Source organism: Desulfuromonas svalbardensis, assembly GCF_055389415.1.
On the sequence record NZ_AP042416.1, the window covers coordinates 2,789,409 to 2,812,681 of the forward strand.

23 protein-coding genes and 1 pseudogene are annotated in these 23,273 nt (G+C 43.0%); 2 read left to right on the forward strand and 22 right to left on the reverse strand.

All coding sequences use genetic code 11. The features are described from left to right. Positions 1-277: 277 nt before the first annotated feature. The 6 genes from ACZ5KY_RS12565 to ACZ5KY_RS12590 form a co-directional block, all read right to left on the reverse strand. Positions 278-1,687, reverse strand: coding sequence for an MBL fold metallo-hydrolase RNA specificity domain-containing protein (locus ACZ5KY_RS12565; protein WP_464244240.1), 1,410 nt, complete (start codon positions 1,685-1,687; stop codon positions 278-280). Between the two features lie 50 nt (positions 1,688-1,737). Then, complete coding sequence (locus ACZ5KY_RS12570; RefSeq protein ID WP_464244241.1) at positions 1,738-2,571, reverse strand: nucleotidyl transferase AbiEii/AbiGii toxin family protein; 834 nt, start codon at positions 2,569-2,571, stop codon at positions 1,738-1,740. Further along, positions 2,568-3,209, reverse strand: a complete 642-nt coding sequence (locus ACZ5KY_RS12575) for a type IV toxin-antitoxin system AbiEi family antitoxin domain-containing protein (protein WP_464244242.1) — start codon at positions 3,207-3,209, stop codon at positions 2,568-2,570. The genes ACZ5KY_RS12570 and ACZ5KY_RS12575 overlap by 4 nt, the downstream gene beginning before the upstream one ends. A 101-nt stretch (positions 3,210-3,310) precedes the next feature. Beyond that, positions 3,311-4,333 (reverse strand): UDP-glucose 4-epimerase GalE, encoded by a 1,023-nt coding sequence (galE, locus tag ACZ5KY_RS12580; RefSeq protein WP_464244243.1) that lies wholly within the window; start codon positions 4,331-4,333, stop codon positions 3,311-3,313. 303 nt (positions 4,334-4,636) lie between these two features. Continuing rightward, positions 4,637-4,999: a GxxExxY protein gene (locus ACZ5KY_RS12585; RefSeq protein WP_464244244.1), complete on the reverse strand. Its 363-nt coding sequence runs from the start codon at positions 4,997-4,999 to the stop codon at positions 4,637-4,639. Between the two features lie 219 nt (positions 5,000-5,218). Further along, entirely contained in the window at positions 5,219-6,211 is a 993-nt protein-coding gene (locus tag ACZ5KY_RS12590; RefSeq protein ID WP_464244245.1) for a sugar phosphate nucleotidyltransferase, read from the reverse strand. A gap of 795 nt (positions 6,212-7,006) precedes the next feature. Here ACZ5KY_RS12590 and ACZ5KY_RS12595 point away from each other — a divergent pair. Together ACZ5KY_RS12595 and ACZ5KY_RS12600 are read left to right on the forward strand one after the other, a co-directional pair. Beyond that, positions 7,007-7,291 carry a nucleotidyltransferase family protein gene (locus ACZ5KY_RS12595; protein WP_464244246.1) on the forward strand — a complete coding sequence of 95 codons (285 nt, stop codon included), beginning with the start codon at positions 7,007-7,009 and terminating at the stop codon, positions 7,289-7,291. Continuing rightward, positions 7,288-7,626, forward strand: coding sequence for a HepT-like ribonuclease domain-containing protein (locus ACZ5KY_RS12600; RefSeq protein ID WP_464244247.1), 339 nt, complete (start codon positions 7,288-7,290; stop codon positions 7,624-7,626). The genes ACZ5KY_RS12595 and ACZ5KY_RS12600 overlap by 4 nt, the downstream gene beginning before the upstream one ends. Positions 7,627-7,652: 26 nt before the next feature. Here ACZ5KY_RS12600 and ACZ5KY_RS12605 read toward each other — a convergent pair whose 3' ends face one another. The 16 genes and pseudogenes from ACZ5KY_RS12605 to ACZ5KY_RS12680 form a co-directional block, all read right to left on the reverse strand. Then, positions 7,653-8,690, reverse strand: coding sequence for a transposase (locus ACZ5KY_RS12605; protein WP_464244248.1), 1,038 nt, complete (start codon positions 8,688-8,690; stop codon positions 7,653-7,655). A 196-nt stretch (positions 8,691-8,886) separates the two neighbouring features. Continuing rightward, the gene (locus ACZ5KY_RS12610; RefSeq protein ID WP_464244249.1) at positions 8,887-9,489 is read right to left on the reverse strand and encodes a sugar transferase; all 603 of its coding nucleotides are present in this window, start codon (positions 9,487-9,489) and stop codon (positions 8,887-8,889) included. After that, positions 9,489-10,652 carry a DegT/DnrJ/EryC1/StrS family aminotransferase gene (locus ACZ5KY_RS12615; RefSeq protein WP_464244670.1) on the reverse strand — a complete coding sequence of 388 codons (1,164 nt, stop codon included), beginning with the start codon at positions 10,650-10,652 and terminating at the stop codon, positions 9,489-9,491. Before ACZ5KY_RS12615 ends, ACZ5KY_RS12610 begins: the two co-directional genes overlap by 1 nt. A 13-nt stretch (positions 10,653-10,665) precedes the next feature. Beyond that, positions 10,666-11,277 (reverse strand): GNAT family N-acetyltransferase, encoded by a 612-nt coding sequence (locus tag ACZ5KY_RS12620; protein WP_464244250.1) that lies wholly within the window; start codon positions 11,275-11,277, stop codon positions 10,666-10,668. Further along, on the reverse strand, positions 11,268-12,494 hold the full coding sequence (locus ACZ5KY_RS12625; protein ID WP_464244251.1) for a glycosyltransferase family 4 protein: 1,227 nt from the start codon (positions 12,492-12,494) through the stop codon (positions 11,268-11,270). The genes ACZ5KY_RS12620 and ACZ5KY_RS12625 overlap by 10 nt, the downstream gene beginning before the upstream one ends. 2 nt (positions 12,495-12,496) lie before the next feature. Continuing rightward, positions 12,497-13,627, reverse strand: coding sequence for a non-hydrolyzing UDP-N-acetylglucosamine 2-epimerase (gene wecB / locus ACZ5KY_RS12630; protein ID WP_464244252.1), 1,131 nt, complete (start codon positions 13,625-13,627; stop codon positions 12,497-12,499). 50 nt (positions 13,628-13,677) lie between these two features. Continuing rightward, positions 13,678-13,940, reverse strand: a pseudogene (locus ACZ5KY_RS12635) (GxxExxY protein). 126 nt (positions 13,941-14,066) lie between these two features. After that, complete coding sequence (locus tag ACZ5KY_RS12640; RefSeq protein WP_464244253.1) at positions 14,067-15,179, reverse strand: polysaccharide biosynthesis C-terminal domain-containing protein; 1,113 nt, start codon at positions 15,177-15,179, stop codon at positions 14,067-14,069. Between the two features lie 130 nt (positions 15,180-15,309). Continuing rightward, positions 15,310-16,332: a polysaccharide biosynthesis protein gene (locus ACZ5KY_RS12645; protein ID WP_464244254.1), complete on the reverse strand. Its 1,023-nt coding sequence runs from the start codon at positions 16,330-16,332 to the stop codon at positions 15,310-15,312. Between the two features lie 9 nt (positions 16,333-16,341). Beyond that, complete coding sequence (locus ACZ5KY_RS12650; RefSeq protein ID WP_464244255.1) at positions 16,342-17,322, reverse strand: glycosyltransferase family 4 protein; 981 nt, start codon at positions 17,320-17,322, stop codon at positions 16,342-16,344. A gap of 109 nt (positions 17,323-17,431) precedes the next feature. Next, on the reverse strand, positions 17,432-18,052 hold the full coding sequence (locus tag ACZ5KY_RS12655; RefSeq protein WP_464244256.1) for an acyltransferase: 621 nt from the start codon (positions 18,050-18,052) through the stop codon (positions 17,432-17,434). Next, positions 18,049-19,236 (reverse strand): glycosyltransferase, encoded by a 1,188-nt coding sequence (locus ACZ5KY_RS12660; RefSeq protein ID WP_464244257.1) that lies wholly within the window; start codon positions 19,234-19,236, stop codon positions 18,049-18,051. Before ACZ5KY_RS12660 ends, ACZ5KY_RS12655 begins: the two co-directional genes overlap by 4 nt. Positions 19,237-19,281: 45 nt before the next feature. Further along, complete coding sequence (locus tag ACZ5KY_RS12665; protein ID WP_464244258.1) at positions 19,282-19,845, reverse strand: DapH/DapD/GlmU-related protein; 564 nt, start codon at positions 19,843-19,845, stop codon at positions 19,282-19,284. Then, positions 19,842-20,756, reverse strand: coding sequence for a glycosyltransferase (locus ACZ5KY_RS12670; RefSeq protein WP_464244259.1), 915 nt, complete (start codon positions 20,754-20,756; stop codon positions 19,842-19,844). The genes ACZ5KY_RS12665 and ACZ5KY_RS12670 overlap by 4 nt, the downstream gene beginning before the upstream one ends. 26 nt (positions 20,757-20,782) lie before the next feature. Next, a complete protein-coding gene (locus tag ACZ5KY_RS12675) occupies positions 20,783-22,000 on the reverse strand; it encodes an O-antigen ligase family protein (protein ID WP_464244260.1) in 1,218 nt (405 codons plus the stop codon). A 70-nt stretch (positions 22,001-22,070) separates the two neighbouring features. Next, on the reverse strand, positions 22,071-23,216 hold the full coding sequence (locus ACZ5KY_RS12680; protein ID WP_464244261.1) for a polysaccharide pyruvyl transferase family protein: 1,146 nt from the start codon (positions 23,214-23,216) through the stop codon (positions 22,071-22,073). Positions 23,217-23,273 lie beyond the last annotated feature (57 nt).

Sequence of the window (23,273 nt, forward strand, 5' to 3'; positions counted from 1 at the left end):
GATTGTAAACCTAGGCAAGTGCTTTGGTTTTGACCTATCCGATCTTATCAGATTGTATCAGCGGCTGAATGTTCTTGACCCTCAAGCGCAAACCGGCTCACACAAAGCCACGAAGTCACAAAGTGTGGATCTTACCCCGAATATTATGGACTTGGTTTGACTTAGACCTCACTGGTGTCTTTGTACCTCCGTGTGCGATCAGGTCTTGATTAAAGCCAGTGCAAATACTTGATTACTTCGTATCAATCTACAGCATTGAATCTGTGCCTTGTCGCCGTCATGACACTTCAGTCGCCGTTTGAACGTCAATGGTCGGAAACTGACTGAAAAGTTTATTGCGTAAGGTGTCGCGCGCTTCGAGTTCACCATGAACCAAAATAACGCGTTGCGGTGGCCGACGCATGCGACGAACAAAATTCAGCAGATTAGCCTGATCGGCATGAGCCGAATAACCATTGAGAGTATGAATCCCAGCCCGTATATCATAACGCTGACCATCCAAAACAACGTAACCATCGTTAGGGCCAAAAGTCTGAATATCCCGACCAGGTGTTCCGTGAGCCTGGTAGCCAACAAATACAACATCGGTACGCTCATCACCTAACAAAGCCTTAAGATAATTGACAATTCTACCGCCACTGCACATGCCACTGGCGGCAATCACAATACAGGGACGCGCTTTTTTTGTTAAATAACGCACCGTTTGCATATGATCATGATGGCTATCAATAGTTGTAATCTGCTCAAACGAAAGAGGATGTCGACCACGACGAAGCCGAGATCGCGCTTCCTTATCCCATAAAGGACGCAATGCTCTGTACATTTGAGTAAAGTCTGCAGCCAACGGTGAATCGACAATAATCTCCACATCATCCCACACCAAACCATTAGCAACTCTTTGGTGGCGCAAATGATGGATCAAATCTTCAAGCTCATAAAGGAGCTCTTGCGTTCGGCCAATGCTAAACGCAGGGATCAGAACAACACCGCGATTTTCGAAAGAGCGCTCAACAATCTGGCGTAACTGCTGCCGGCGTTGACGGCGTTGTTGATGCAAACGATCGCCATAGGTACTCTCTAACACTAACACATCAGCACTATAAGGCGAGCGAGGGGCAGGCAATAGCGGCGTATAGGGCGCACCAAGGTCGCCAGAAAACAAAACCCGCTGCAGTGGTTGATCCGCTGTTTTCGCTAACCGAATTTGCACATAAGCCGAACCAAGAATATGACCTGCTGGTTGCAATTTAATCGCCACAGCTCGCTCCTGCATATTCTCAACAGGAACCCAATCACCATAATCACAGGCAACGACTTGCGACGTGATCCGCCGCAAAGCTTCCTGAAGTAAACGCTCATTACGGGTGACGCCCACCTTCATCGCATCCTCTAGTACAACGGGCAACAGAGTTGCAGAAGCTTGTGAACAATAGATAGGGCCGCTAAAACCAGCGGCAATAAGGTAGGGAATACGACCAACATGATCGAGGTGGACATGGGTGACAATTAAAGCGCGAATACTCGCGACCGAAAACCCAACCTCAGGGGAATGATAATCCTCACCTTGAAACAAACCACAATCAACGAGAATACTCTCTGTCGATGTGCACTGTAATTCGTGACACGAACCAGTCACACCTGAAGCGCCGCCGTGGTGAGTAATATGGGGAAGTTCAGCTGAGATCAAAACAAATTTACTCCCTTAATCATTTCATAGTTAGCCATGATATTCCAAAATTATGATACAAATCGCAACTTCATCAATAGATCACTAAAATAAGTGTGCGACCAGATATCTAACAGGTCTGGCTCCTTAATAAAACGCACCACATCCTGACGAGCCAAATCTACATTTAACTGCTGAATTTTATTTTCAACCAAAGATAAAAAATCTGTCTGAGATAACACACCATCTACCAAATCACCGCTCTGTGTGGCGCGCTCAACAAAGTGGCTCAAATTCAACTCAACGTCTCGCTTAATATACCACTCAAAATCATACCAATCACGACCCTTTACCCTATTTTTCCATTGACGGAATAACAAGGCATGCATTTTTCCAGCAAAGAGATCAGGCAATGAAAAACATTTCACATAAAATGAATAGGGATGAATCTGCAACTGTTCTTTAACCGAAAATCCAAGAGGTGGACACGTATCCACTTCAAATTTTATTTTGATCATTTTTGATCCAACAACCTGCACATCATAAATACTTGATGTTTTTTTTAAAAAAGCTGATTCAATATCACTTTGTTGACTCTTCTTCTTAACTGAAATATTCACATCAAAACCAAAAGCATTAAACTCATCTTCGATTGCGCGAAAATACGGTTCAAGAGAAAAATCAAGATCTGATTGCAGTAACGAAAAATCTAAATCTTCCGAGAAGCGTTGCAGGCCATGAAATATCCTTAAACAGGTTCCGCCATAAAAAGCTGCTTTATCAAAAAAACCGCCACGATAGAGTCCCGCCAAGGCAACTTCCTGCATCACTTCACGTAGAGCATTGTTATAATCTTCATTGGTAACAATAGAATATTTTTGCAACATCTGCTCAATCACGCTCATACTACGCTCTCCACCACTTTATATAGCGCGTTAAGTTGCCGTACTTTATAACCACAACCACAACACTTAGCGATCACAGACAAATCAAAATGAGTGAGGTCATCAAGGTCTATACGTAAGTCTTCAGTCAAAAACTGTCGCATGGTTATAACGGATGTAACCAAAAGGTTTTTTGCAAAAATAATTCTATCACACAGCGCCTTCTCAGCACTTGCAATAAGAAAACTGGAACCGTCAGCATTTGTTTCACTCACAATCCCTATCCCATAAAGTGATTCATGCGAATGGGTGTAAGTAAAACGGCCCAACGGAGTTTCGTAGCGTTTTACCCGCTTAGGGGTCACACAGCTGCACTCAAATACCCCTTCAGGAATCAAACCATGATATGAAAGAGCTGAATCTAAAGATACATACGAAGGACCATAAATTAAATTCGCTAAAAGGAATTGAGAAACAGGTGCTGTACGCTGGGCTGAAGAGAGGATATATAGCCCTTTTTTGATCTTTACAATATCACCATCAGTAATCATTCGGGAGATTTTGTCATTAGGCCTTTTGTAACCATCTAACAACGACAGCAAAGCACCATGAGCAAACGGGATATTTTTAAATTGTTTTATTTCATCTATGCAATTCATAACTCTATAAATAGCATGTTTTTACATAGATAATCGTTTTTCTTTCGATTATCTATGTAAATTTGAGCAACCAACAGACAAATCATCGCAATCATTCAACATCAATTGCTGGATTCATAACCATCTGAATTCATCTGCTGCCAACGCCAGGCATCCACCATCATGGTAGACAGATCACGCTGCGCTTGCCAGCCAAGCTCCCGTTTAGCCTTAGAGGGGTCAGACCAGCACTGGGCAATATCACCACTACGACGTGGCTCAACCGCATAAGGCACCTTGCATCCGCTGGCCTGCTCAAAAGCGCGAACCATCTCCAGCACTGAATAACCCTGCCCCGTACCCAAATTCCACACCTGAACGCCATTATGGCTTTCAAGGTAGGTCAACGTCTTGACGTGACCAATCGCTAAATCAACCACATGAATATAATCACGTACCCCAGTACCATCAGGCGTTGGATAATCATCACCGTACACCGCCAGTTGTTTTAATTTTCCACTGGCAACTTGGGAAATATAGGGGAGAAGATTATTCGGAATACCACGTGGATTTTCACCGATCAAACCACTTTCATGGGCACCGACTGGATTAAAATAACGCAACAGAGCAATAGACCAACGTGAATCAGAGTGTGACAGATCGCGCAACATCTCTTCAACCATCAATTTTGAACGACCATAGGGATTCGTCGGCGGTTTCGTTTCAACCCCCTCATGCAGTGGCATCGCCGTAGCATCGCCATACACCGTCGCCGATGAGCTAAACACCAAACTAAACACACCTGCCGCAGCCATGGCTTGACACAATGTTACGGTACCAGAGACATTATTATCAAAATAATTGAGCGGTTGTTCAACACTCTCCCCCACTGCCTTCAAACCAGCAAAGTGAATCACTGTATCAATCGAATGGATGGTAAAAATTTTAGCTAAGCCGTCGCGATCACGAATATCAACTTCATGAAACTCGATGGATCGCCCCGTTATCGCCTCGACACGCTGCAGCGACACCATTGATGAGTTTGAAAGGTTATCGACACAGATCACCTCGTGACCCGCATTCAATAACTCTAAACAGGCATGCGAACCAATATATCCAGCACCACCAGTCACTAAAATTTTCATATCAACACCACTCACTATTAAAAAATTTCCTGATTAATTATGTAGATCCTTACGATCTTGCCTTCATCAGATTTTATCAGATTATATCAGCGGCGAAAACAGCTTTTGACCTTCAAGCCACAACCGTTTCTTTAGCCTCGGGATTACTCTGGATCAGATCTGATTTCAACCCAGATCAATTTGCCACGGACTCACACAGACAAAAGCGGACAAAATCTTTGTATAACCTCGGGATTAGCCTTTTGATTTTACCATAAAGGTTCCCGTCCGCCCTTTTCCGTGTGGGTCTGTGGCTAAAACAATTTAAAGAATAAATCGTTTAATTTCTGCCTTAGGGTAAGTGAAATTAACTAACAGACCAAGTTTGAGACCAGTTGCTTTCAAATAATTGAGAATTTGTGCATCGTGAACTTTAAGTAGAAACTCTGTAGCCTTAAGCTCTATAATTATACGTTGATCAACCACAATGTCGGCCAAATACTCTCCGACAATATTTCCTTTATAATCAATTTTTATTGGAACTTGGCTTTCAGCCTTAATGCCTCGATATTTCAATTCTGCAAGCAAAGCATTCTCATAGACTTTTTCCATGAATCCAGGTCCTAAAATACGATTAACTTCGAAAACAGCACCGTTGATTGCATAAGTCAGTTCTTCATACTCCATAGTTCTACCCAATCGTTCGATATTTGCCACGGACACACATAGACAAAAGCGGACTAAGTCTTTTTGAAATCCCAAGAATAGCCTTTTGATTTTACCCCTAAAGGTTCCCGTCCGCCTTTTTCCGTGTGCGTCCGTGGCTAAATGCACCGGTCTTCAAGCTTAGTTCCATCCGCCGTTATCCGCTTTTATCTGCGTTCAATTACAGCCTTTAGTGTTGTCCTAACCAATATCAAGAATCGAGTGATCGCCAACATTCATCTTTTGCGCAGAGCCTTGCAGCTTCACTGAATCACCCAAAATCGTCGAATTCAACATCACATGGCAGACACGGCTATCGGCATTGATGATCGAATCACTGATGACGCAACCGTCAACAACACTGCCGCGAGCAACGGAAACATTCGGCCCAAGGACACAGTTACGGACAACAGCCCCATAACCAATATGAACAGGTTCAATCAACACTGAGTTGACCACCTCACCATGGTTATGATGACGTTCCTTGAGCAGAAAACGATTGGTTTCAAGTAGCGTCTCAGGTTTACCACAATCAAGCCAGGCATCGATCTCTGGGGCTAATAGGCGCTTACCATCGTTAATCATGCGCATAAACACCGCAGGGAGATAATATTCCCCTTTAACCGTCTCACCAGCGTCGATACAGTCAGCCAAATAGGTCATAAAGGCGTCGGCATCTTTGAGATAATACAATCCAACCTGAGCAAGCTTTGAAATCGGCGTGTCGGGTTTTTCAACCATATCGACAATGGCACCGTCGTTGACAACATTGACACCAAAACGCTGATAATCGACAACCTCTTTCGAGTAGATTAAGCCATCGGATTCGGCGCAGATCTCAGGTATTTTGAGCAAGTCAGCAATAAAGATCGTATCGTTAAACACCACCAGTACATCATCGCCGGCGTTAATACGTGGCGCCGCTAAAAACACCGCATGTGCCGGTCCAAGGCGCTCCTTCTGAACAACATAACTACAGTTCAACAACGGAAAAGTTTCCTGCATAAAATCACGGATCTGATCACCATTATCATCGACAATAAAGATATATTCTTCGACTTCAACAGCGTCAAGACGGCTGACAATATGCTCCAACACCGTCTTACCCGCGACCCGCACCAACGATTTCGCCTTGGCGTGAGTGTGTGGCCTTAAACGGGGGCCCTTACCTGCTACAGGTAATATAACTTTCATACTATTTCCCGTACATTATCTATCAATTTAAAATTCATTACATCACTGAAAAGACAACGTTTTGGATCTACAGAGTAAGCACTGAACAAGGGCAAGACTATAGCACAACAACAAAGTCAACATACAATAATTACAAGAGACCAACCTGCTAACATCTAACCCCTCTCAAACAGCACCCGGTATTTCCTACACTGCATCTCATTCGAGGCAAAAACATCACCTGCCGCCGAGCGCAACACGCTGCCATCGCAACCAGCAACAAACCTTTTTGTCGAACGGTAGATAAGGGCGGATTAACGTAAATGACACCGGGTACCCCCTTAAATCAAGAGATTGTTTCGGGGTTAGAGACTTCCGGACTTGCTTTCATCCGCAATTATCCGCTTTTTCTTCGTTCAATTATGTTTTTTGGGTTAAGAATTTGATCGCCAGAAACAGCACAATCCCCTTACTGAACCATTGTCAAGAAGGTGTTACTTGCCCCATCGTTCTGCAGCAAGATAAAAACATAAATCGAATGAAAATTTAACAGGGAGGGACAGGATGGAAGAACAAAACCATAAAAAACTTAAAATAAGGGGTTAAGCATTTATCCTGCATATCCCTGTAAATAAAAAAGGGGGGGGTACCATTGACTAGTTATCAATTCAGAACCTATCCAAGAAGTAGTTGCCTGTCCCATAGATTTCCATAGTTTTAAAAACTGCATAATCTCCAACGAATCTGAGCCAGCCCGTAAATGTGTTTTCATTTTAGTTACAATCTTGTAGTATTAAGGATACTGGAGGCTTGACTATGGATACTAAAAATCTCGAAGAGAAACTACTGCCGATATTGCAAAACTATGGCGCATCTCGAATTGGGATCTTTGGCTCCTATGCCAGAGATGAAGCTGGACCTGATAGCGATCTAGACTTGCTGGTTGATTTTGCGGAGCGCAAAAGCCTACTAACCCTGGTACGCATCAAGAGAGAACTATCTGAAGCTCTCGGCATAGAAGTTGACCTTTTGACTGAAGCAGCAATCAGCCCTCATCTTATTGACAGAATCAAGTCAGAGCTACGGATCATCTACCAATGAAAAGAGATGATCGTGTCTACCTTCTCCACATCCTTGATGCCGTGGAACAGATCGAACACTATGTTCAAGGCTTTAACTATGAAACCTTCATGCGATCACGCTTGGTTCAAGATGGTGTAATCCGACAATTAGAGATTATTGGTGAAGCGAGCAAAAACCTATCTAAGACAACGAGAAACAACTCTCAAGAAGTGCCCTGGCGGGACATGGCCGGGATGAGAGATGTACTGATTCATCAATATTTCGGTGTCGATCTGTCTGCAGTATGGGGTACCGTTAAGCAAGACATGCCCGAATTAAAAAAGTGCTTGGCCAAATTAATAGAGAACTACTAAGTCAACGGTTCCATACTAAAGCCAACTCAAGCAGCACCCAGCATCTCACGAGCCGCCTTCATGCCACGCAAAAACTTCACCTGTCGCCGCGCACAACACGCAGCCATAGACTGCGGTGACCCAACGGTCAGGCCAAAAATATACATAAAATCACCCGCACACTGAATAAACAACGCCGGATCAATACCAACGCGTCGCAAAATGTGCGGAGCATCCGCTTCAATAGCGCCACGCTTATCAGGATACAACACGCGACCACCCCAATCAACCAACTCAAGGTAATCATGCAACGCAAAGGGAATGGCATTAACATCTAGCCCTGAACTATCAAAGGGCATCAAAGAAGCTGAGGAGGACTCGACCTCAGGCTGTTCAGTCGTCACAATGTCGTCACCGACATCAACAGCAACCTGACATGACTTAATCTCTCTCATCCGTTCACAAACCGAGGTAAACTCAGACTCTTCAGGGGTTTCAGCCATCACTGCCCGCACAGGATTCAGATCAACATAAGCCATTGCCGTCAGCAGAGCCTTATCATCCAACAACGCCTGACATTTATAGCGACTCTCCCAAAAATGCCCCTTAACTTTATCTTCTTTATTAGCTTTACGAGCGATATGTTCGTTCAAATTTTTCATAAACCACGAAAGATTACATAACCGCTGTCGATACACCACGGCCAGCTGTTCCACACGAAAAAGCTCACCATCACTCATATCGCACCGTTGATCAGACAAATAACGGCTAATCAATATCGGCCCTTTGTAGAGCTGAGTCCAGCGCTGAAGCACCTCTTCAGTCGTTAATACATCGGGACGTTCATTATCCACCCGTACAACAATGTGATAATGATTACTCATCACCGCATAAGCCGCTACATCAATGGTGAAAATAGCCGCAAGTTGCTTAATGCGTTGCATCACCCAATCACGACGATGCTCATAACTCTGCCCAGTAGTATGATCGCTACCACACAAATACGCTTGACGAACGCAACGGGAGACACAGTGATACCAAAGTGTGTCATCAAGAGAAAGCTGGGAGTAACGGGGCATAGTCATAATCAAACAATCCTTTTATCAGAGTTGTCGCCGATAGTAATACAAGGAAAATCGCAGGTCAAGAAGTAAGTGCCTGTCCCATAGTTCCCACTTCACTGAACACCCTTAACGGTACACCTCATCATGACTACCAACGTCAACTAAAATGAGCTGTTCATCCTGAACAGTCTTGGTGTTATACACTAAAAAGTTAAATTCAAGACCTTTTGTGCACCAACGACAAGAATGTTTTAATAATCAAAATAAAATCGATAATGACAGTATGTTTATCAGCATAGTCTGAATAATATTTCAACTTAGCAGGTAAAACTTCTTCAATATATGTTTTAGATGGGTCTTTCGATTCAGCAAGTAAATTACTCTCATCGCGATATTCAATAGATGCCCGATCTGTAATCCCTGGTTTTAACTGCAATATTTTTACCCGAAGATCTTCAGGATAATAATTTACATATTCAGGAACTTCTGGTCGAGGCCCAACCAAACTCATGTCGCCAGCAAGGACATTGAACAACTGCGGCAATTCATCCAACTTATACTTCCGCAAAAAATACCCGGGCCGAGTAATACGCGAATCACACCCTACGGTAATCTTAAGTCCACGTTTTTCTGCATCAACCACCATTGTACGAAATTTAAGCACTTTGAAAATTTCACCATAACGACCAACGCGATCTTGCTTGAAAAACACAGGCCCAGACGAATCAAGCCTGATCCAGACAACAATCACCAACAACAAGGGGCTAAGAAGAACAGTCCCAGGTACTGTCCAAAAGAGATCAAAAAGACGTTTAGCCATCAACAAACACTCCCCTTGAGGATACAGGTCACAGCATCAATCACTCGCTCCTGATCGGCCTGCGTCATCTTGGTATAAAGTGGCAAGCTGACTGCCCCCTGATAAAGTCGAGTCGCTCCAGGGAAACTCTCTGGCATCAATTCATAATGATCGCGCCAGTACGGATGAAAATGGAGAGGGATGAAATGAACACTACATCCGATTCCTTTTTCGGCCATCAACTCAATAAACCGATCACGGGAAATTTTGACATTATCCTGCAAACGTATAACATACAGATGCCAAGCATGGGTATCCTCCGTTAAAGCCTGAGGAGGCAACTCTAGTGGCAGCCCAGCTAGAGCCATATCATAATTTGCTGCCATCTGTTGGCGCTTTTCCTGAAATGCCCAAGCTTTTTTCAGTTGGTGTATTCCAAGAGACGCAGCAAGATCTGTCATGTTATATTTGAAACCTGGAGCAACGACTTCATAGTGCCATGCAGGTTTTTGAGAGGAGTATCGGTCAAAAGCATCTCGGCTTATGCCGTGGAGTCGCATGACCCGGCAGCGCTTGGCAATTTCGGGATTTGTAGTAACAACCATCCCTCCCTCTCCGGTCGCAATCGTCTTGGTTGCATAAAAGCTGTAAACCGTAGCGTCACTTTGTAGACTACCCACCAATTGGCCACCAAAGGTTGCTGGAAGGGCATGAGCAGCATCTTCAACAACCTTCAGTCCATGCCGCTTGGCAATAGTTAAAATCGCTGCCATATCACAACTAAGACCAGCAAAATGTACAGGGATGATAGCCTTAGTACGGGAAGTTATTGCACCCTCAATCAATTTTGGGTCGATGTTGCGTGTCTTCGGATCAATATCAACAAACACGGGATCAGCGCCGAGATAGCGAACCACCTCAGCCGTAGAGGTAAAGGTATATGGTGTGGTAATCACTTCATCGCCGGCCACAACGCCTATTGCCTCTAGTGCTAAATGAAGACCGGCCGTAGCGGAGTTAACAGCAACCGCTTCAACTTCCGAACCAATAAACTCTGCAAAATTATTTTCAAAACGTTGGGTCTTGGGGCCAGTAGTCAGCCAACCAGAACGAAGTGAATCAACAACTTCGGCAATTTCATCATCACCGATATCAGGTAAAGCAAAAGGTAAAAAGGCACTCATTACATTATTTCCTTCACAGAGAAATCCAGTATTCATTCATCCGACGCCCCTCAGGTGTTACATGTTGGCGCTCCAGGGAAAATCCCAACTGTTCGTAAAATGTGTTAACGGCATTATTTTCATCCCGATCGGTCGTCAGGAAAACACATTTACATCCACGAGCTTTAGCCTCATCAATAAATTTCGACACCAAAACCTTCCCTGCACCAACTCCCTGTAGGTTTGGCCGCACTCCTATAGAAAAAAGACCGGCAACATCAGGCCCAATTGGGTTGCTAGCGGGGTGAAGGATGCCCCGCGCCACCCTTACAATGGCGGAAGGTCTGTGCAAGATGGCTCTAAAAGAGGCAAAAGAAAACTTCAGCCAATCCCTAACCAGCAATCTCCGGTAAAACCCACGAGGATTGGTCGTCCCAGCCACAAACCCTGAAGGCTGACCAGCAGAGTCAAGGTAAACAAAGGAGATCCCTTCAGGTGCGTCAATCACTCCAGAATAATATAGTCTCAGAAATCGCGGCCCTAAAAATGAGAGAAAAAACCCTGGAAAACTTTCAAGATGGGTCTGAACTACGTGTTCAAGATCCTTACTTTCCATTTTTCGAATGATATCCGAATCTAATTGCATTTAAGACAGCCCTCCAATACAGATATCATCTTCTTCGTTCCCACGCGAAAGCTAAGTTTTTTCTGGTAATAAGAATAACCCCGCTGTGCCATTTGTTCCCGTTCCTGGAGGGTGAGTTCCTGCAATTTCATGATCGCCTCGACAATACTCAAAGGATTTTCTGGTTCACAGGGGATACCCGCACCGGCCTCTACTACAAGATCAGCAGCATCCCCCTTGACGCCAACAATAATAGGACGTCCTGCAGCCATATATGCCTGTGTTTTTTGAGGGATACCTACCCTGCACAATGGGTCATCACGAAGGTGAATAAGCAGTGCATCCGCTCGCCTCAAAATCGCCCCAATACTTGATGAAGGCTGCCGGGGAACGAAGATGACATTGTCAAAATTTCCATCCGCAACAATACGTTGAAGCCGCGGTGAGTCGACACCGTCTCCAATAAAAACAAATCTGACCTCTGGAGATTGAACGCTTAGAATTTCTGCAGCATCAAGCACTGCATCGAGTTTCTGAACCACCCCGAGGTTCCCGGCATAGACAACCGTAAATCGAGACTCATCAAAAACATACTTCGCCGCCTCAGGCAGTGCAGCATCAACTACTTGATTCTCATCACACCAGTTATAAATAATCTCAATTTTCTCAGCCGGCACCCCCCGATCAATCAATAACTGGCGATATCCCGGAGATAGAACCACAATTTTTTGAGCAAAACGATACGTCAAATTACACCAGAAGCTCAAAACTCTTCCCAGCCAAGCAGGCCTGAGCATCCCAGAACTTGTCACACTCTCCGGCCAGATATCCTGAACATCTAGAACATAAGGCACACGCAAGAAAAGACGCAACAACAACGCAGGCAGTGCAAGTGTTGCTGGGCCTTGATAAACATGGACAATATCCGGCTTTCTCACCAGAAGTAATCCAGGGATACACATGGTCAATGCCAAACTGACATAGCAGAAAATACGCCTAAAGGCAGAATTACTGTGATCGGGTAGCAAAGGGACGCGGACCACCGCCACACCATCCATGTCTTCATGCTGAAAAAGTCTTTGCCGATACCCAGAATAAATCTGCCCCCCAGGATAATTCGGAAAACCTGTCAAAACCTGAACCTCATGACCAGAACTCGCTATTGCCTTGGCAAATTCGAGCCCTTTGAGATGATTCGGTTCAGGCTGAAAGAGCTGGGTAAGCATCAAAATCCTCATACCTACTGATTCCTCCAGACAACACGGTTCACATAATCAGTATAGCTCAAAATAATTCGCACCACTTTGTCTGACACATTCGACATGCTATAGTCAGCCACCGGTCGCAATAAACGCTCATTATCGCGGGGCTGATCCTTGAGAATTTCTAGGCCTTGAAACACCCGATCCAATTCCAGACCAACCATCATCACCGCCGCCTCTTCCATCCCTTCCGGCCTCTCGTGGGCCTCGCGCATGTTCAACGCAGGAAAGTTAAGAATCGAGGACTCCTCATTGATCGTACCACTATCAGATAATACAGCAGACGCATTTTTCTGCAGTTGCACGTAATCACTAAATCCGAGGGGCTTGAGCAATTGCACCTTGCTATGAAAGGTAACTCCTCTTTTCTCAACACGGTTTCGCGTCCGAGGATGGGTCGAAACAATCACAGGCTTTCCATATTTTTCTGCCACTCCATTGAGTATACCAACAAGATTGTCAAAATTCCGATCCGATTCGATATTCTCCTCTCGGTGAGCACTGACCACGAAATAATCATATGGTGCAAGTCCCAAACGACTCAGCACATCCGAATTATCAATCTTTAAAGCATAGTGGTTAAGGACCTCAAACATCGGGCTACCTGTTTTGATAATCCTATCCGGTGGTAAGCCTTCGCGCAGCAAATATTCTCGGGCAATATCGCTGTAGGTTAAATTAATGTCAGCAGTATGATCAACAATCTTACGGTTGGTCTCCTCTGGCACCCGTTGGTCAAAACAGCGATTTCCAGCTTCCATGTGGAAGATGGGAATCTTGCGCCGCTTGGCAGGAATAGCCGACAAACAACTATTAGTGTCGCCAAGAATCAGGAGAGCATCAGGCTGCGCCTCTTCGAGGATAGGATCAAGTTTGATGATGGTATTGCCGATGGTCTCGGCCGCGTTTTTCCCTGCTGCATTAAGAAAATAATCGGGCTTGCGAATTTCCAGATCTTGAAAGAACACCTCATTCAGTTCGAAATCGTAGTTCTGCCCAGTATGCACCAAAACATGGTCAGTATATTTATCCAGCGCCGCCAGAACCCGTGAAAGCCGAATAATTTCAGGGCGAGTACCAACAACAGTCATTACCTTTATTTTCTTCATTTAAACCTCAAGTCAAACATTAGCCACAAATGGCACGAATTTAAATTCATTTAGAGAACAAATCTCTTAGACTCGATTCCCTCATTACCAAAATTAATCAATATGCCCAAGCGTAATCTTGTCGCTTTGAGATAATTCAGAACTTGTGCTTCGTGAACCTTGACCAAAACTCTACTAATTTCAGCTCAAGCAAAATTTTATTTTCAACCACAATATCAGCAATATAATGCCCAACTTCTTTACCCTTAAACAATACTGATATCTCTTTTTGAGCTACTGCCTTGATTCCGCGAATATTAAGTTCTTCAAGCAAAGCTCGCTCATAGACCTTCTCTAGAAAACATTGTAAACTTCATAAAATGCTCCCATAATCTCATAGGAAAGGTCTTTATGCCGGATATGATTATTCGTGTCCATTCGTGAAATTCGTGGCTAAAAGTTATACAAGTTCAAAGATAGTGTCTGCATTCTCAGGATCAAACGCTTCATTGACCCACATCACTGTCACCATGTCAACATCGCCAGTATTACTGATATTATGCGTATATCCTGTCGGAATATCCACCACCTCTAATCTATCACCAGAAACGGAATACTCAATAATTTCATCACTACCGATCTTGCGGAACCTAATCACACCCTGCCCGCTAACTACTAAAAATTTTTCATTCTTAGTGTGATGCCAATGATTGCCCTTAGTGATACCAGGCTTGGAGATATTGACTGAAACTTGTCCACGGTCTGGTGTACGAAGGAATTCAGTGAACGAACCACGTTCGTCGACATTCATCTTCAAGGGATAACTGAAGTTATCAGTTGGCAAGTAACTTAGATAAGTACTGTAAAGTTTCTTAGCAAAAGGATCAGAAAAATCGGGGAGACTGAGTTCAGCACGACTGGCCTTGAACTGATTTAACAGCTCGACAACCTCACCTAACTTAATAATATGAACTGGTTCGACCACAGCATACTTATTCTGAATCGTTGCACTACCATCAAACGCTGAGATAAAAGCCGCAACCACATCATCGATATAAGCCAACGTCATGATGACGCTTGGATCGTTAATCTGAATCGGCAAGTCATTGGCAATATTGTGGCAAAACGTCGCAACAGCACTATTGTAATTAGGCCGACACCACTTACCAAACAGATTCGGCAATCGGTAAACAAAAGCCTTACTTCCCATCGCTTGAGCGTAAGTGAATACAGCCTCCTCAGCTGACCGCTTACTCTCACCGTAAGGATTCTCTAGTGCTGCCTGAGTAGATGAACAGAGTAAAACAGGTGCTGCCCTACCCTGCTTTTGCAGAAACCCAAGAATCTCTTCAGTCAAATCAACATTACCAGTACGAAATTCTGCATCATTTTGCGGACGGTTAACTCCTGCTAGGTGGAAGACAAAATCCACCTTACGCAAGGCATCTTCGAGAACCGAACGATCATCATCAATATCGTAAGTTATAAGCGCTACATCCTCGCGAAGGCGTAGCGTTTCAACCAAATTTTTGCCAACAAAACCAGCAGAGCCGGTCACCAGAACATTCTTCATAGAACAATCCTCTTTAATATCAACCATGAATATCACAAATTTTAGAAATATAAGCCGTAACTAAAGAAACACCCAAAAACCTTGCATGCGTTTACTGGTACGAATTCGTAAAATTGGTGGCTAAAAAATTTTACCTGTTAGTCCATGCAGCAAGTTCATCTCGCACAAGCTCGAGAGACATCAACTTTTCCTTAATCTGTTCAATATTCAAACGATCAGTATTGTGAGAATGATAATCTTCGGCGGCCGAATGTTGCGGTTCCCCTTCGACAAAGTATTTATTGTAATTTAAATCACGATTATCAGCAGGGATGCGGTAGTACCCGCCAAGGTCCTCAGCGTGAGCCATCTCTTCGCGAGTCATCAGCGACTCATAGAGTTTCTCGCCATGACGGGTGCCAATAGTCTTGATCTCATTATCAGCATTAAATAACTCTTTAAGTGCTTGAGCCAAATCACCTATGGTTGAAGCAGGTGCTTTCTGCACAAAGGTATCACCCTGCTGCCCATGTTCATAGGCATAGAGAACCAAATCGACGGCATCATCAAGAGACATCAAAAAGCGAGTCATATTTGGATCAGTTATCGTTAAAGGCTTTCCCTCCTTGATCAGTTTGATAAAAAGAGGAATAACAGAGCCGCGAGAGGCCATCACATTACCGTAACGAGTACAGTTAAGAGTTGTTTTCTCTGAGTCGGTAAAGCGCGATTTAGCGACGACGATTTTCTCCATCATCGCTTTGGATATGCCCATAGCATTGATTGGATAAACCGCTTTATCGGTACTCAAAGCGATGACCCGTTCAACTCCTTTAGCAATTGCAGCATTAAGAACGTTTTCAGTGCCCAAAACGTTAGTCTTGACAGCTTCAAGTGGATAGAACTCACAGGAAGGAACTTGCTTCAGTGCCGCGGCCTGAAAAACATAATCGACTCCATCCATGGCAGATAGAATGCTGTCGTATTCGCGCACATTGCCAATATAAAATTTGACCTTTGGATTAGCCAAATTAATACGCATATCTTCCTGTTTCTTCTCGTCTCGACTGAATACACGGATCTCTTTGATATCGGTGTTGAGGAAACGGCGAAGTACAGCATTACCGAAGGAACCGGTGCCGCCGGTGATAAGTAGTATTTTGTCTGTAAACATAATTAAAGACTAACCCTTTCTTGCAGCTAACTGCCAAATATTCATATATTTTTCAAAAACAACATCGAGAGAATAATTAGAATGTGCCTTTTTAAAAGCACGCAGCCCCATTGAATTTCTCAGTTTCTCATTAATCATCACTGACTGGAGCGCTTCCTTCAACTCATCAATAGAATGCGGCTTTATCAACAGTCCACATCCATCATCTAGCATTTCAGGGATAGCCCCAACACTGGTTGCGACGATCGGTTTTGCCAGTGCCATGGCTTCGAGAACGACATTAGGAAACCCTTCAGTAAAGCTAGGCAAGACAAAACAATCGGATTCAGACAAAGCAACCATAGCTTCAACATGATCAAGTTCACCACGAAAAACGACACTACTAGGTCGATATTTGTCAATCAGCATCTGCTGATAATCTTGATCACCAGGGCCGACGATTTCAAGCTGCCACCACTGTGGCTGTAATTGAGCCCATGACGCTATCAGTTCCTCTATCCCCTTGGTGGGTATCACCCAGCCAATAAATAAAACCTTGCGTACCCGGTGAGGTAAATTTTTTCTCTCAGGAAGATCAGAAAAATTGACACAATTGGGAACATACACAACTCTTAAATTTGGAAGATATGTCTTCAATGCCTTAAATGTTTCTTTATCAATCGCAATAATGGTATCTGACTTGTTCATAGCCATCCGCATCAAAAACCATTCACATGTTGATTTTTTTGCAATTTTTGGCACCCGTCCAAACCGTATATGGTAGATAACAGGTACTGAATAAAGCCGAGCCAAAAACATCACAACGAGATCCCGAAGAACCGCTAATTGCCCAGAAGTTGTTAGATGAATGACCTGGGGATGACTTCTTCGCAGGCATCCAAAAAGTTGCCAACCATCACGTAAAGTCTGAAGAGTCCCTCCAAGAAGCCGCTTCCATAATGCTTGGTCATGTATGGCGCGCCAACGTGGTGCGATATCGACAATCTCCAACAGAAGGCTACTCTTCCTTTGTGCATGACCCGACACCATGGATGCCCAGTGACTAATTCCACCGTAAGGCGGAGGGAGAGGTGCAACCATACATATGCGCAAAGGGGTATCAGACATTGACTAATCGCTTAGGTGGCAACATTTTCATCTCACATTGCCATTGCTCAAGAGAATCTCGGGAAAAACGATTATCCGTTGAATAGAGTTTTTCTTCGTGAGCTAGGATAGTAGCAACGTCCCAGCGAAACTTAACAACATTTGCCGGATTCCCTGCAACAATAGAATACGGAGGTGTCGATTTCGTCACGACAGCACCAGCCCCCACAATTGAACCTCTTCCGACGCAAACGCCTCGCAGAATAATGGCTCGTGTACCAACCCAGACATCATCTTCAATGACTACGCCAAGATCTTCATTGCCAGTTTTTTCATGAACAGAAGCCATTGGTTGCCCAATAAAAGACGAGTTATGGCCGCCTCCGATCACTTCAACCTCTGGACCAAACATGACGTGATTACCAATTCTGATCACAGAGAGATCTGCCATGAGAATAGGGCGAAAACCGAGGCTTACATTGTTGCCTACGTGAATGTTTTTGTAAGAGTAAAATCCGTCAGGGTCGAATGAAAACCCGAAACCGTAACTACCAAAGAGTGGACGTAGGATAAGCATTCGAACCCGCCGCCTAACTCTTTGAAATGTATAAAAAAGTAAAGCAATGCTCTTCATGACCGAATCTCCTGAAAAAATTCTGATAACGCTACCGTATAATTTCGAAAATCAAAGGAACATTCCGTCTGCCTACGAGCGGCAAGGCGCATCTCAGATCGCTCTGCTGGCGACAAGAGCAAGGCACGCTGCAGAGCGTCCGCAAAGCCATTGACAGAATGGTCCTGGCAGATTACACCTTCAGTGCCATCATGAAGATATGAACCTAAATCACTGGTTAGATTAGCTATGACCGGTGTGCCATTTGCCATACTCTCGACAAACTTGGTAGGAAATCCGGCTTGAGCAAAAAGTTGCGGATCACGCAATAATACACTAAAATCAGCCCGCTGAATAATCTTAGCAACATCTGCCTGAGACACACGTCCGAGTACCTCTACGGATGGCGGCATATCAGTACCATTCAATAAAGAATTCACCTGTTCAGGCGATGGACCCATAACCAAAAGACCTACGCGCTCACCATCAGGATCAATTTGGGCGATGCCGCGGATGACATTGCCAAGTAAATCCTTTTTCCCCGGCGTGCCAGCATAGACCAAGGTCAGTCGAGATGCACAATCACTATCGCCGGTGAATTCGATAGGAATTCTGCTGACATCAAGTGTGGGTGGGATACATACCACCCGACAGCCCTTCTTACGATAATGCTCTGCAAGATATGAACTGATGACAATGATACCGTCACATTTCGGGTATTGGTGGTGCAAGGCCCACTTAGCGCTCATATGAAACGGCCCGAAAAATCCTCCTGCCATGTGCTTCGGGTCATACCATTCAACAACATCGGCTATGAGCGGAATACGGTTGCGCCGACACCAAGGAAGAAGATGAAACATATATTGAGCACTGCCACCATAAACAATGACATGGGATGGCTTAACTGGTTGGACATCGAGCCACTCGACAGTCTTTTCCCCCCAGTGAACCAATAGCTGGAGCAATTTTGGTAGGATGGGTGCCCCAGAGGGGGGCGTCTCACCCAAACCAAGGTAGGTAATCGAACCTGGCAACTCTCCCTCGTTAAGGTTGACTGGCACTAAAGGCTCAGTTCCACCACAGCCAACGACAACATCGAAACCAGCCTCTGCAATTGAACTGGCGACACCGCAAACACGGCGGGAACCTGGTTGCCCCCAAGGGAATTGAAATGGGCCGACATACGCAATCCAGTTTTTTCTCAACGCAAAACACCTATTATAATTTTAAACATCATGATTTACAAATCTTCATCTTAGAATGGACGCTTTTGTAGTAATTCCAAAATGATCTTTTAGAAACTTTTCTTTGTCTAAGTCTTGGAGATGTCCGCATTTGAGACTCTTCTTTTTCATGACTTCCAAATATTCATCAGTCGTTTTAATTACCCGTGCCGGGACACCGGCTGCCACGCTATTGTCGGGGATGTCTTTAGATACTATCGAGCCGGCACCTATAATTACCCTATTTCCAATGGTTACCCCAGGCATGACGAGTGTACCTACTCCCATATAAACGTCATTACCAACCGTAATAGGCGCAGTCCACTCTAAATCTGGAACTTCTTTTCGGAGAATGAGGGTACCTCCATCGTGTGTGACAAATGCACAATTGGCAGTGATATATACATTATTACCAATAGTAATAAGCCATGGCTCAGAACTAAACATAGATGATTTCATTCCGTAAAAACGGACATTTGAACCTAAAGTAACACCGATAGACCTAGCATAACTAAGTGGATTAAGTTTAGCGTGAATCTCATTTCTAATATAACGTAAAATACCGCAAATTCTTTTATACAGGATAATCATGTCACCACCTTTGTGCCTTTTCTGTTTAAATGTAAATATTCAATAAGATAGACAATAGATAGGAACGGATGCCAAAACAACATACTAACCAAATGGAAGATATATAAAGGAGTATTAATGCCAGAGTATTTAAGGCCGTAAACCTTCAGTTTTAATAAAAAAAACCTATATTTATCTTTAATTGGTTGTGTGGCAACACGTTCAAGGGCTGCGGAAAAAACTCTCAAGGCACACTCCCTAATAATATCGGGCTGATTATTACTAAGTTGAGCTGCGCCGTGTTCCCGGCGACAAACCGCCCCTGCTTGGTCTAAAAAAAAACCATCAAAATGCTCACCCAGCCGAATCCACAGGTCGCCATCTTCACCATTCGAATATGTTTCATTGAATTTGCCAATCTTGTCGAAAACATCACTTCTTAAAATTAAAACATTCATAGACAGGAGCCTCGAACGAGTTAATCCTAAATATCGAACATCTCTATCAGTGATAATGGGTCTAGTCCAAGGGGAATATTGTCTTAAACCGTCAACCTCTTTCACCTCTTGCATGCGAGAAAATGCAAAACCGATATCATGTCGCAATTCCAAAACTGAAACGAGGGAAATCAGGTGACCAGGAAGATAAAAATCATCGGAATCCAAAAAACCAATATATGGTTGAGTGGCAACCAGGATGCCACGGTTTCGTGCTCCAGAAACACCTTGACTCAGGCAATCAATAGGCTTGTGAAGAACACGAACGAGCGGGCCGAAAGATTCTGCAATTTCGATGGATTTATCAGTTGAACCATCATCTGAAACAATGATTTCGATATCACCATCAAAGTCCTGATCAAGAACACTTTGAATAGCTTCTCCAATAAAATTTTCCCGGTTGTACACCGGAATAATAACGCTAACGCCAACCATAAATCACCTTTTATAAATAACAATTATTAATGAATCGAGCGACCACATGGCACCACGCTATCAGTTGAGCCAAAGATACCACCCCAAAAAGCCACTAAAAACAAAAAATATGTAGGGTAAATTATAAGGTGGCTAACCATGGACATTAAAAAGAAAATAACAAAAGAGACCGCGAAAGGCCCAGCGTAAAAGTGTTTTTCAAAGAATAAGCTGATCGTTTTCTTCAAAATTAAAATATGCATAAACAAATACAACGAAAAGCCTAAAAGACCAAAATCAAAAAGTACTTCTAAAAAATCATTATGTGCTGATAAACCCGCAGATGTAAAAGTCACTACATTATTATAACCATGCCCAATTATAAGGTTAACCAAACCAGAATCAGCAAACGAACGCAAAACTTCTTCATAAATTTGAATTCGTCCAGAACCTTGATCTTCAATACTTGAACCAAGTCGATGAATTAAATAACCTCCAGTAGATTGATTAAAATAAACAAAACCGGTACAAGCTGAAAGTATTACCGCGGATAAACAAACTAGTTTTTTTGTTTTTTTTCTTGATTTAAATAAACCTATTAACAAATAAACGACCATCGCAAATAAAAAAATTATAAACGCGCTTCTTTTCATAGAAAATAAAACAATAACCCCAACAAGACAAAAACCAAATTGACGCCAAATTAGGTTCTTTACTGAGATCAACCAAGGCAAAGTCAATAGTATGTAAAATACATCGTTTAATTGGTAGTAAACAACAGTTGACAGCTTATTGGTAAACGAGTAAATGTAAAAAAATGCTACCGATGAAAACACTGCAATTGCAAAAAAATAAGCGTTTCCAACAAACAACACCTTTGGATTTTTCCTAAAGAAAATATAGAAAAACAGGTAAACGAAGCACCACAGCAGACATTTGGATACAGTAACAATATATTCAGCAAAAGAAACATCTATCAAATTATTTATACATGACAGGAAAGCACAAGGGATCCAAAAAAGAACAACACCCGTAAAGAAGTTGACACCTGTTAAATATTTTATATTATTTATCAGATAAACTGCCAGCAATAAAACAATCGCAAGAACAATGCGGCCCACTCCATGCAATTCCCCAGATCCAAAGCCTTCACGACTGACGAACATTACATAAGTAAGTAACGCAATGAGGGAAAATACGACAAATAAATATGCCTTATCAACTATGGAAACCTTATTATATTTTTTAAAAGTTTTACCGAGCAAATAATTACCACTTTATTGATTAAAAAAATGCAAAAACATTCAGCCCAATTACAAACCTAAAACAATAGATTTATGAAAGTGAAGACATCAAATATTCTTCTGATTTTCTCCTTAAGTCAGAGAGCACTTTTCTTTGGTATGTATAATCAATGGTCAAGCTACCCTCTTCAATCTGTTCACTTTTATTTATAACACGCGACTCTAAAGAAAGCATCTGCAAATAACTCTGAATTCTTTCAGCACCTTGAGGCGCAGCTATTTGCACATAAAAACTCTTTTCAAATATAGTCGAAAAGACCATACCATGAAATGAGTCACTGACAACATAAGTTGCATTGCTTAACAACCATAAAAACTCCTGTGGTCCTGCATTATACACAGTAATATCAGATTTAATCCCGGTAAGTATTTTCGAGGTCATAAGAACGACTTGCAAACCGGTAATTTTCTTTATTCTAGCGGCCATCTCACCAAGAAAGTGTCTACCATTTAACGCATAGCATAGAATATAAGGACCCTTTATTTTTTCGATGGGTTTACCGATCTCTTTCCATTCTTCAGCCTCAAGCAACAAGACAGGGTCCACAACTGTCGGGACGGTGCCCCCTGTCATATGTTGGAGAAGTAACGCCCCATCTTGTTCCCTTGCCGAAAGGGCATAAAAATCTTTCAAGTAGGCTGCCATTGTGGCACTGATTGACTCCGAAACTTCAGCACGTCCAAAACTTGGTGCATACGCAATTTTCCGTGTATTCTTCAAAGTAAAAGGGGCCAAAAAGTAGGCATTCAATTCATCTTCTGGAAGAATCCGATAATTAAAAACCTGATCACTGCCAGTGATGACATAGTCAACCAATGGTGGTGAATTCTTTATTTCATCACAATTACTATAGTGTGGGGTAAAGCTAAAAAATAATTTCGAAAATTTTTGAAATCGAAATTTTCTTATTATCAATGGTTTAAAAAGCAACATCTTTAAAAAAAAGTAGCCAGCACTTTTGACAATATTTTTATCAAACACGATTTTAGGTAAAATACTATTCACCCTTTCCTGTCTTTTTGTCCTAAAATCGATTATTTGCACATCTACGTAAAGCTTTTTTGTAAGGTAATGGCTTAATCCACATGCCTGTAAAATAGCACCATAGTTGTGCGCCCAATGAAACGTCATAATACCGACGGACTTTGAACTTTTACGTGTTTTCAGGTCGTCCATTTCACTCTCCAAACTCATTAATTGCGATGACAAACAAACATTGAGACATGACATTCA

What these genes read in the sequence shown, in the direction of transcription:
- ACZ5KY_RS12585 (WP_464244244.1), bottom strand. Translation starts at nt 4,999, where the DNA reads ATGGAGTATGAAGAACTGACTTATGCAATCAACGGTGCTGTTTTCGAA.
- ACZ5KY_RS12640 (WP_464244253.1), bottom strand. Translation starts at nt 15,179, where the DNA reads ATGAAGAATGTTCTGGTGACCGGCTCTGCTGGTTTTGTTGGCAAAAAT.
- ACZ5KY_RS12645 (WP_464244254.1), bottom strand. Translation starts at nt 16,332, where the DNA reads ATGTTTACAGACAAAATACTACTTATCACCGGCGGCACCGGTTCCTTC.
- ACZ5KY_RS12575 (WP_464244242.1), bottom strand. Translation starts at nt 3,209, where the DNA reads ATGAATTGCATAGATGAAATAAAACAATTTAAAAATATCCCGTTTGCT.
- ACZ5KY_RS12615 (WP_464244670.1), bottom strand. Translation starts at nt 10,652, where the DNA reads ATGAGTGCCTTTTTACCTTTTGCTTTACCTGATATCGGTGATGATGAA.
- ACZ5KY_RS12610 (WP_464244249.1), bottom strand. Translation starts at nt 9,489, where the DNA reads ATGGCTAAACGTCTTTTTGATCTCTTTTGGACAGTACCTGGGACTGTT.
- wecB (WP_464244252.1), bottom strand. Translation starts at nt 13,627, where the DNA reads ATGAAGAAAATAAAGGTAATGACTGTTGTTGGTACTCGCCCTGAAATT.
- ACZ5KY_RS12620 (WP_464244250.1), bottom strand. Translation starts at nt 11,277, where the DNA reads ATGCAATTAGATTCGGATATCATTCGAAAAATGGAAAGTAAGGATCTT.
- ACZ5KY_RS12655 (WP_464244256.1), bottom strand. Translation starts at nt 18,052, where the DNA reads ATGAAGAGCATTGCTTTACTTTTTTATACATTTCAAAGAGTTAGGCGG.
- ACZ5KY_RS12680 (WP_464244261.1), bottom strand. Translation starts at nt 23,216, where the DNA reads ATGGACGACCTGAAAACACGTAAAAGTTCAAAGTCCGTCGGTATTATG.
- ACZ5KY_RS12665 (WP_464244258.1), bottom strand. Translation starts at nt 19,845, where the DNA reads ATGATTATCCTGTATAAAAGAATTTGCGGTATTTTACGTTATATTAGA.
- ACZ5KY_RS12605 (WP_464244248.1), bottom strand. Translation starts at nt 8,690, where the DNA reads ATGACTATGCCCCGTTACTCCCAGCTTTCTCTTGATGACACACTTTGG.
- ACZ5KY_RS12595 (WP_464244246.1), top strand. Translation starts at nt 7,007, where the DNA reads ATGGATACTAAAAATCTCGAAGAGAAACTACTGCCGATATTGCAAAAC.
- galE (WP_464244243.1), bottom strand. Translation starts at nt 4,333, where the DNA reads ATGAAAATTTTAGTGACTGGTGGTGCTGGATATATTGGTTCGCATGCC.
- ACZ5KY_RS12570 (WP_464244241.1), bottom strand. Translation starts at nt 2,571, where the DNA reads ATGAGCGTGATTGAGCAGATGTTGCAAAAATATTCTATTGTTACCAAT.
- ACZ5KY_RS12590 (WP_464244245.1), bottom strand. Translation starts at nt 6,211, where the DNA reads ATGAAAGTTATATTACCTGTAGCAGGTAAGGGCCCCCGTTTAAGGCCA.
- ACZ5KY_RS12670 (WP_464244259.1), bottom strand. Translation starts at nt 20,756, where the DNA reads ATGGTTGGCGTTAGCGTTATTATTCCGGTGTACAACCGGGAAAATTTT.
- ACZ5KY_RS12625 (WP_464244251.1), bottom strand. Translation starts at nt 12,494, where the DNA reads ATGAGGATTTTGATGCTTACCCAGCTCTTTCAGCCTGAACCGAATCAT.
- ACZ5KY_RS12600 (WP_464244247.1), top strand. Translation starts at nt 7,288, where the DNA reads ATGAAAAGAGATGATCGTGTCTACCTTCTCCACATCCTTGATGCCGTG.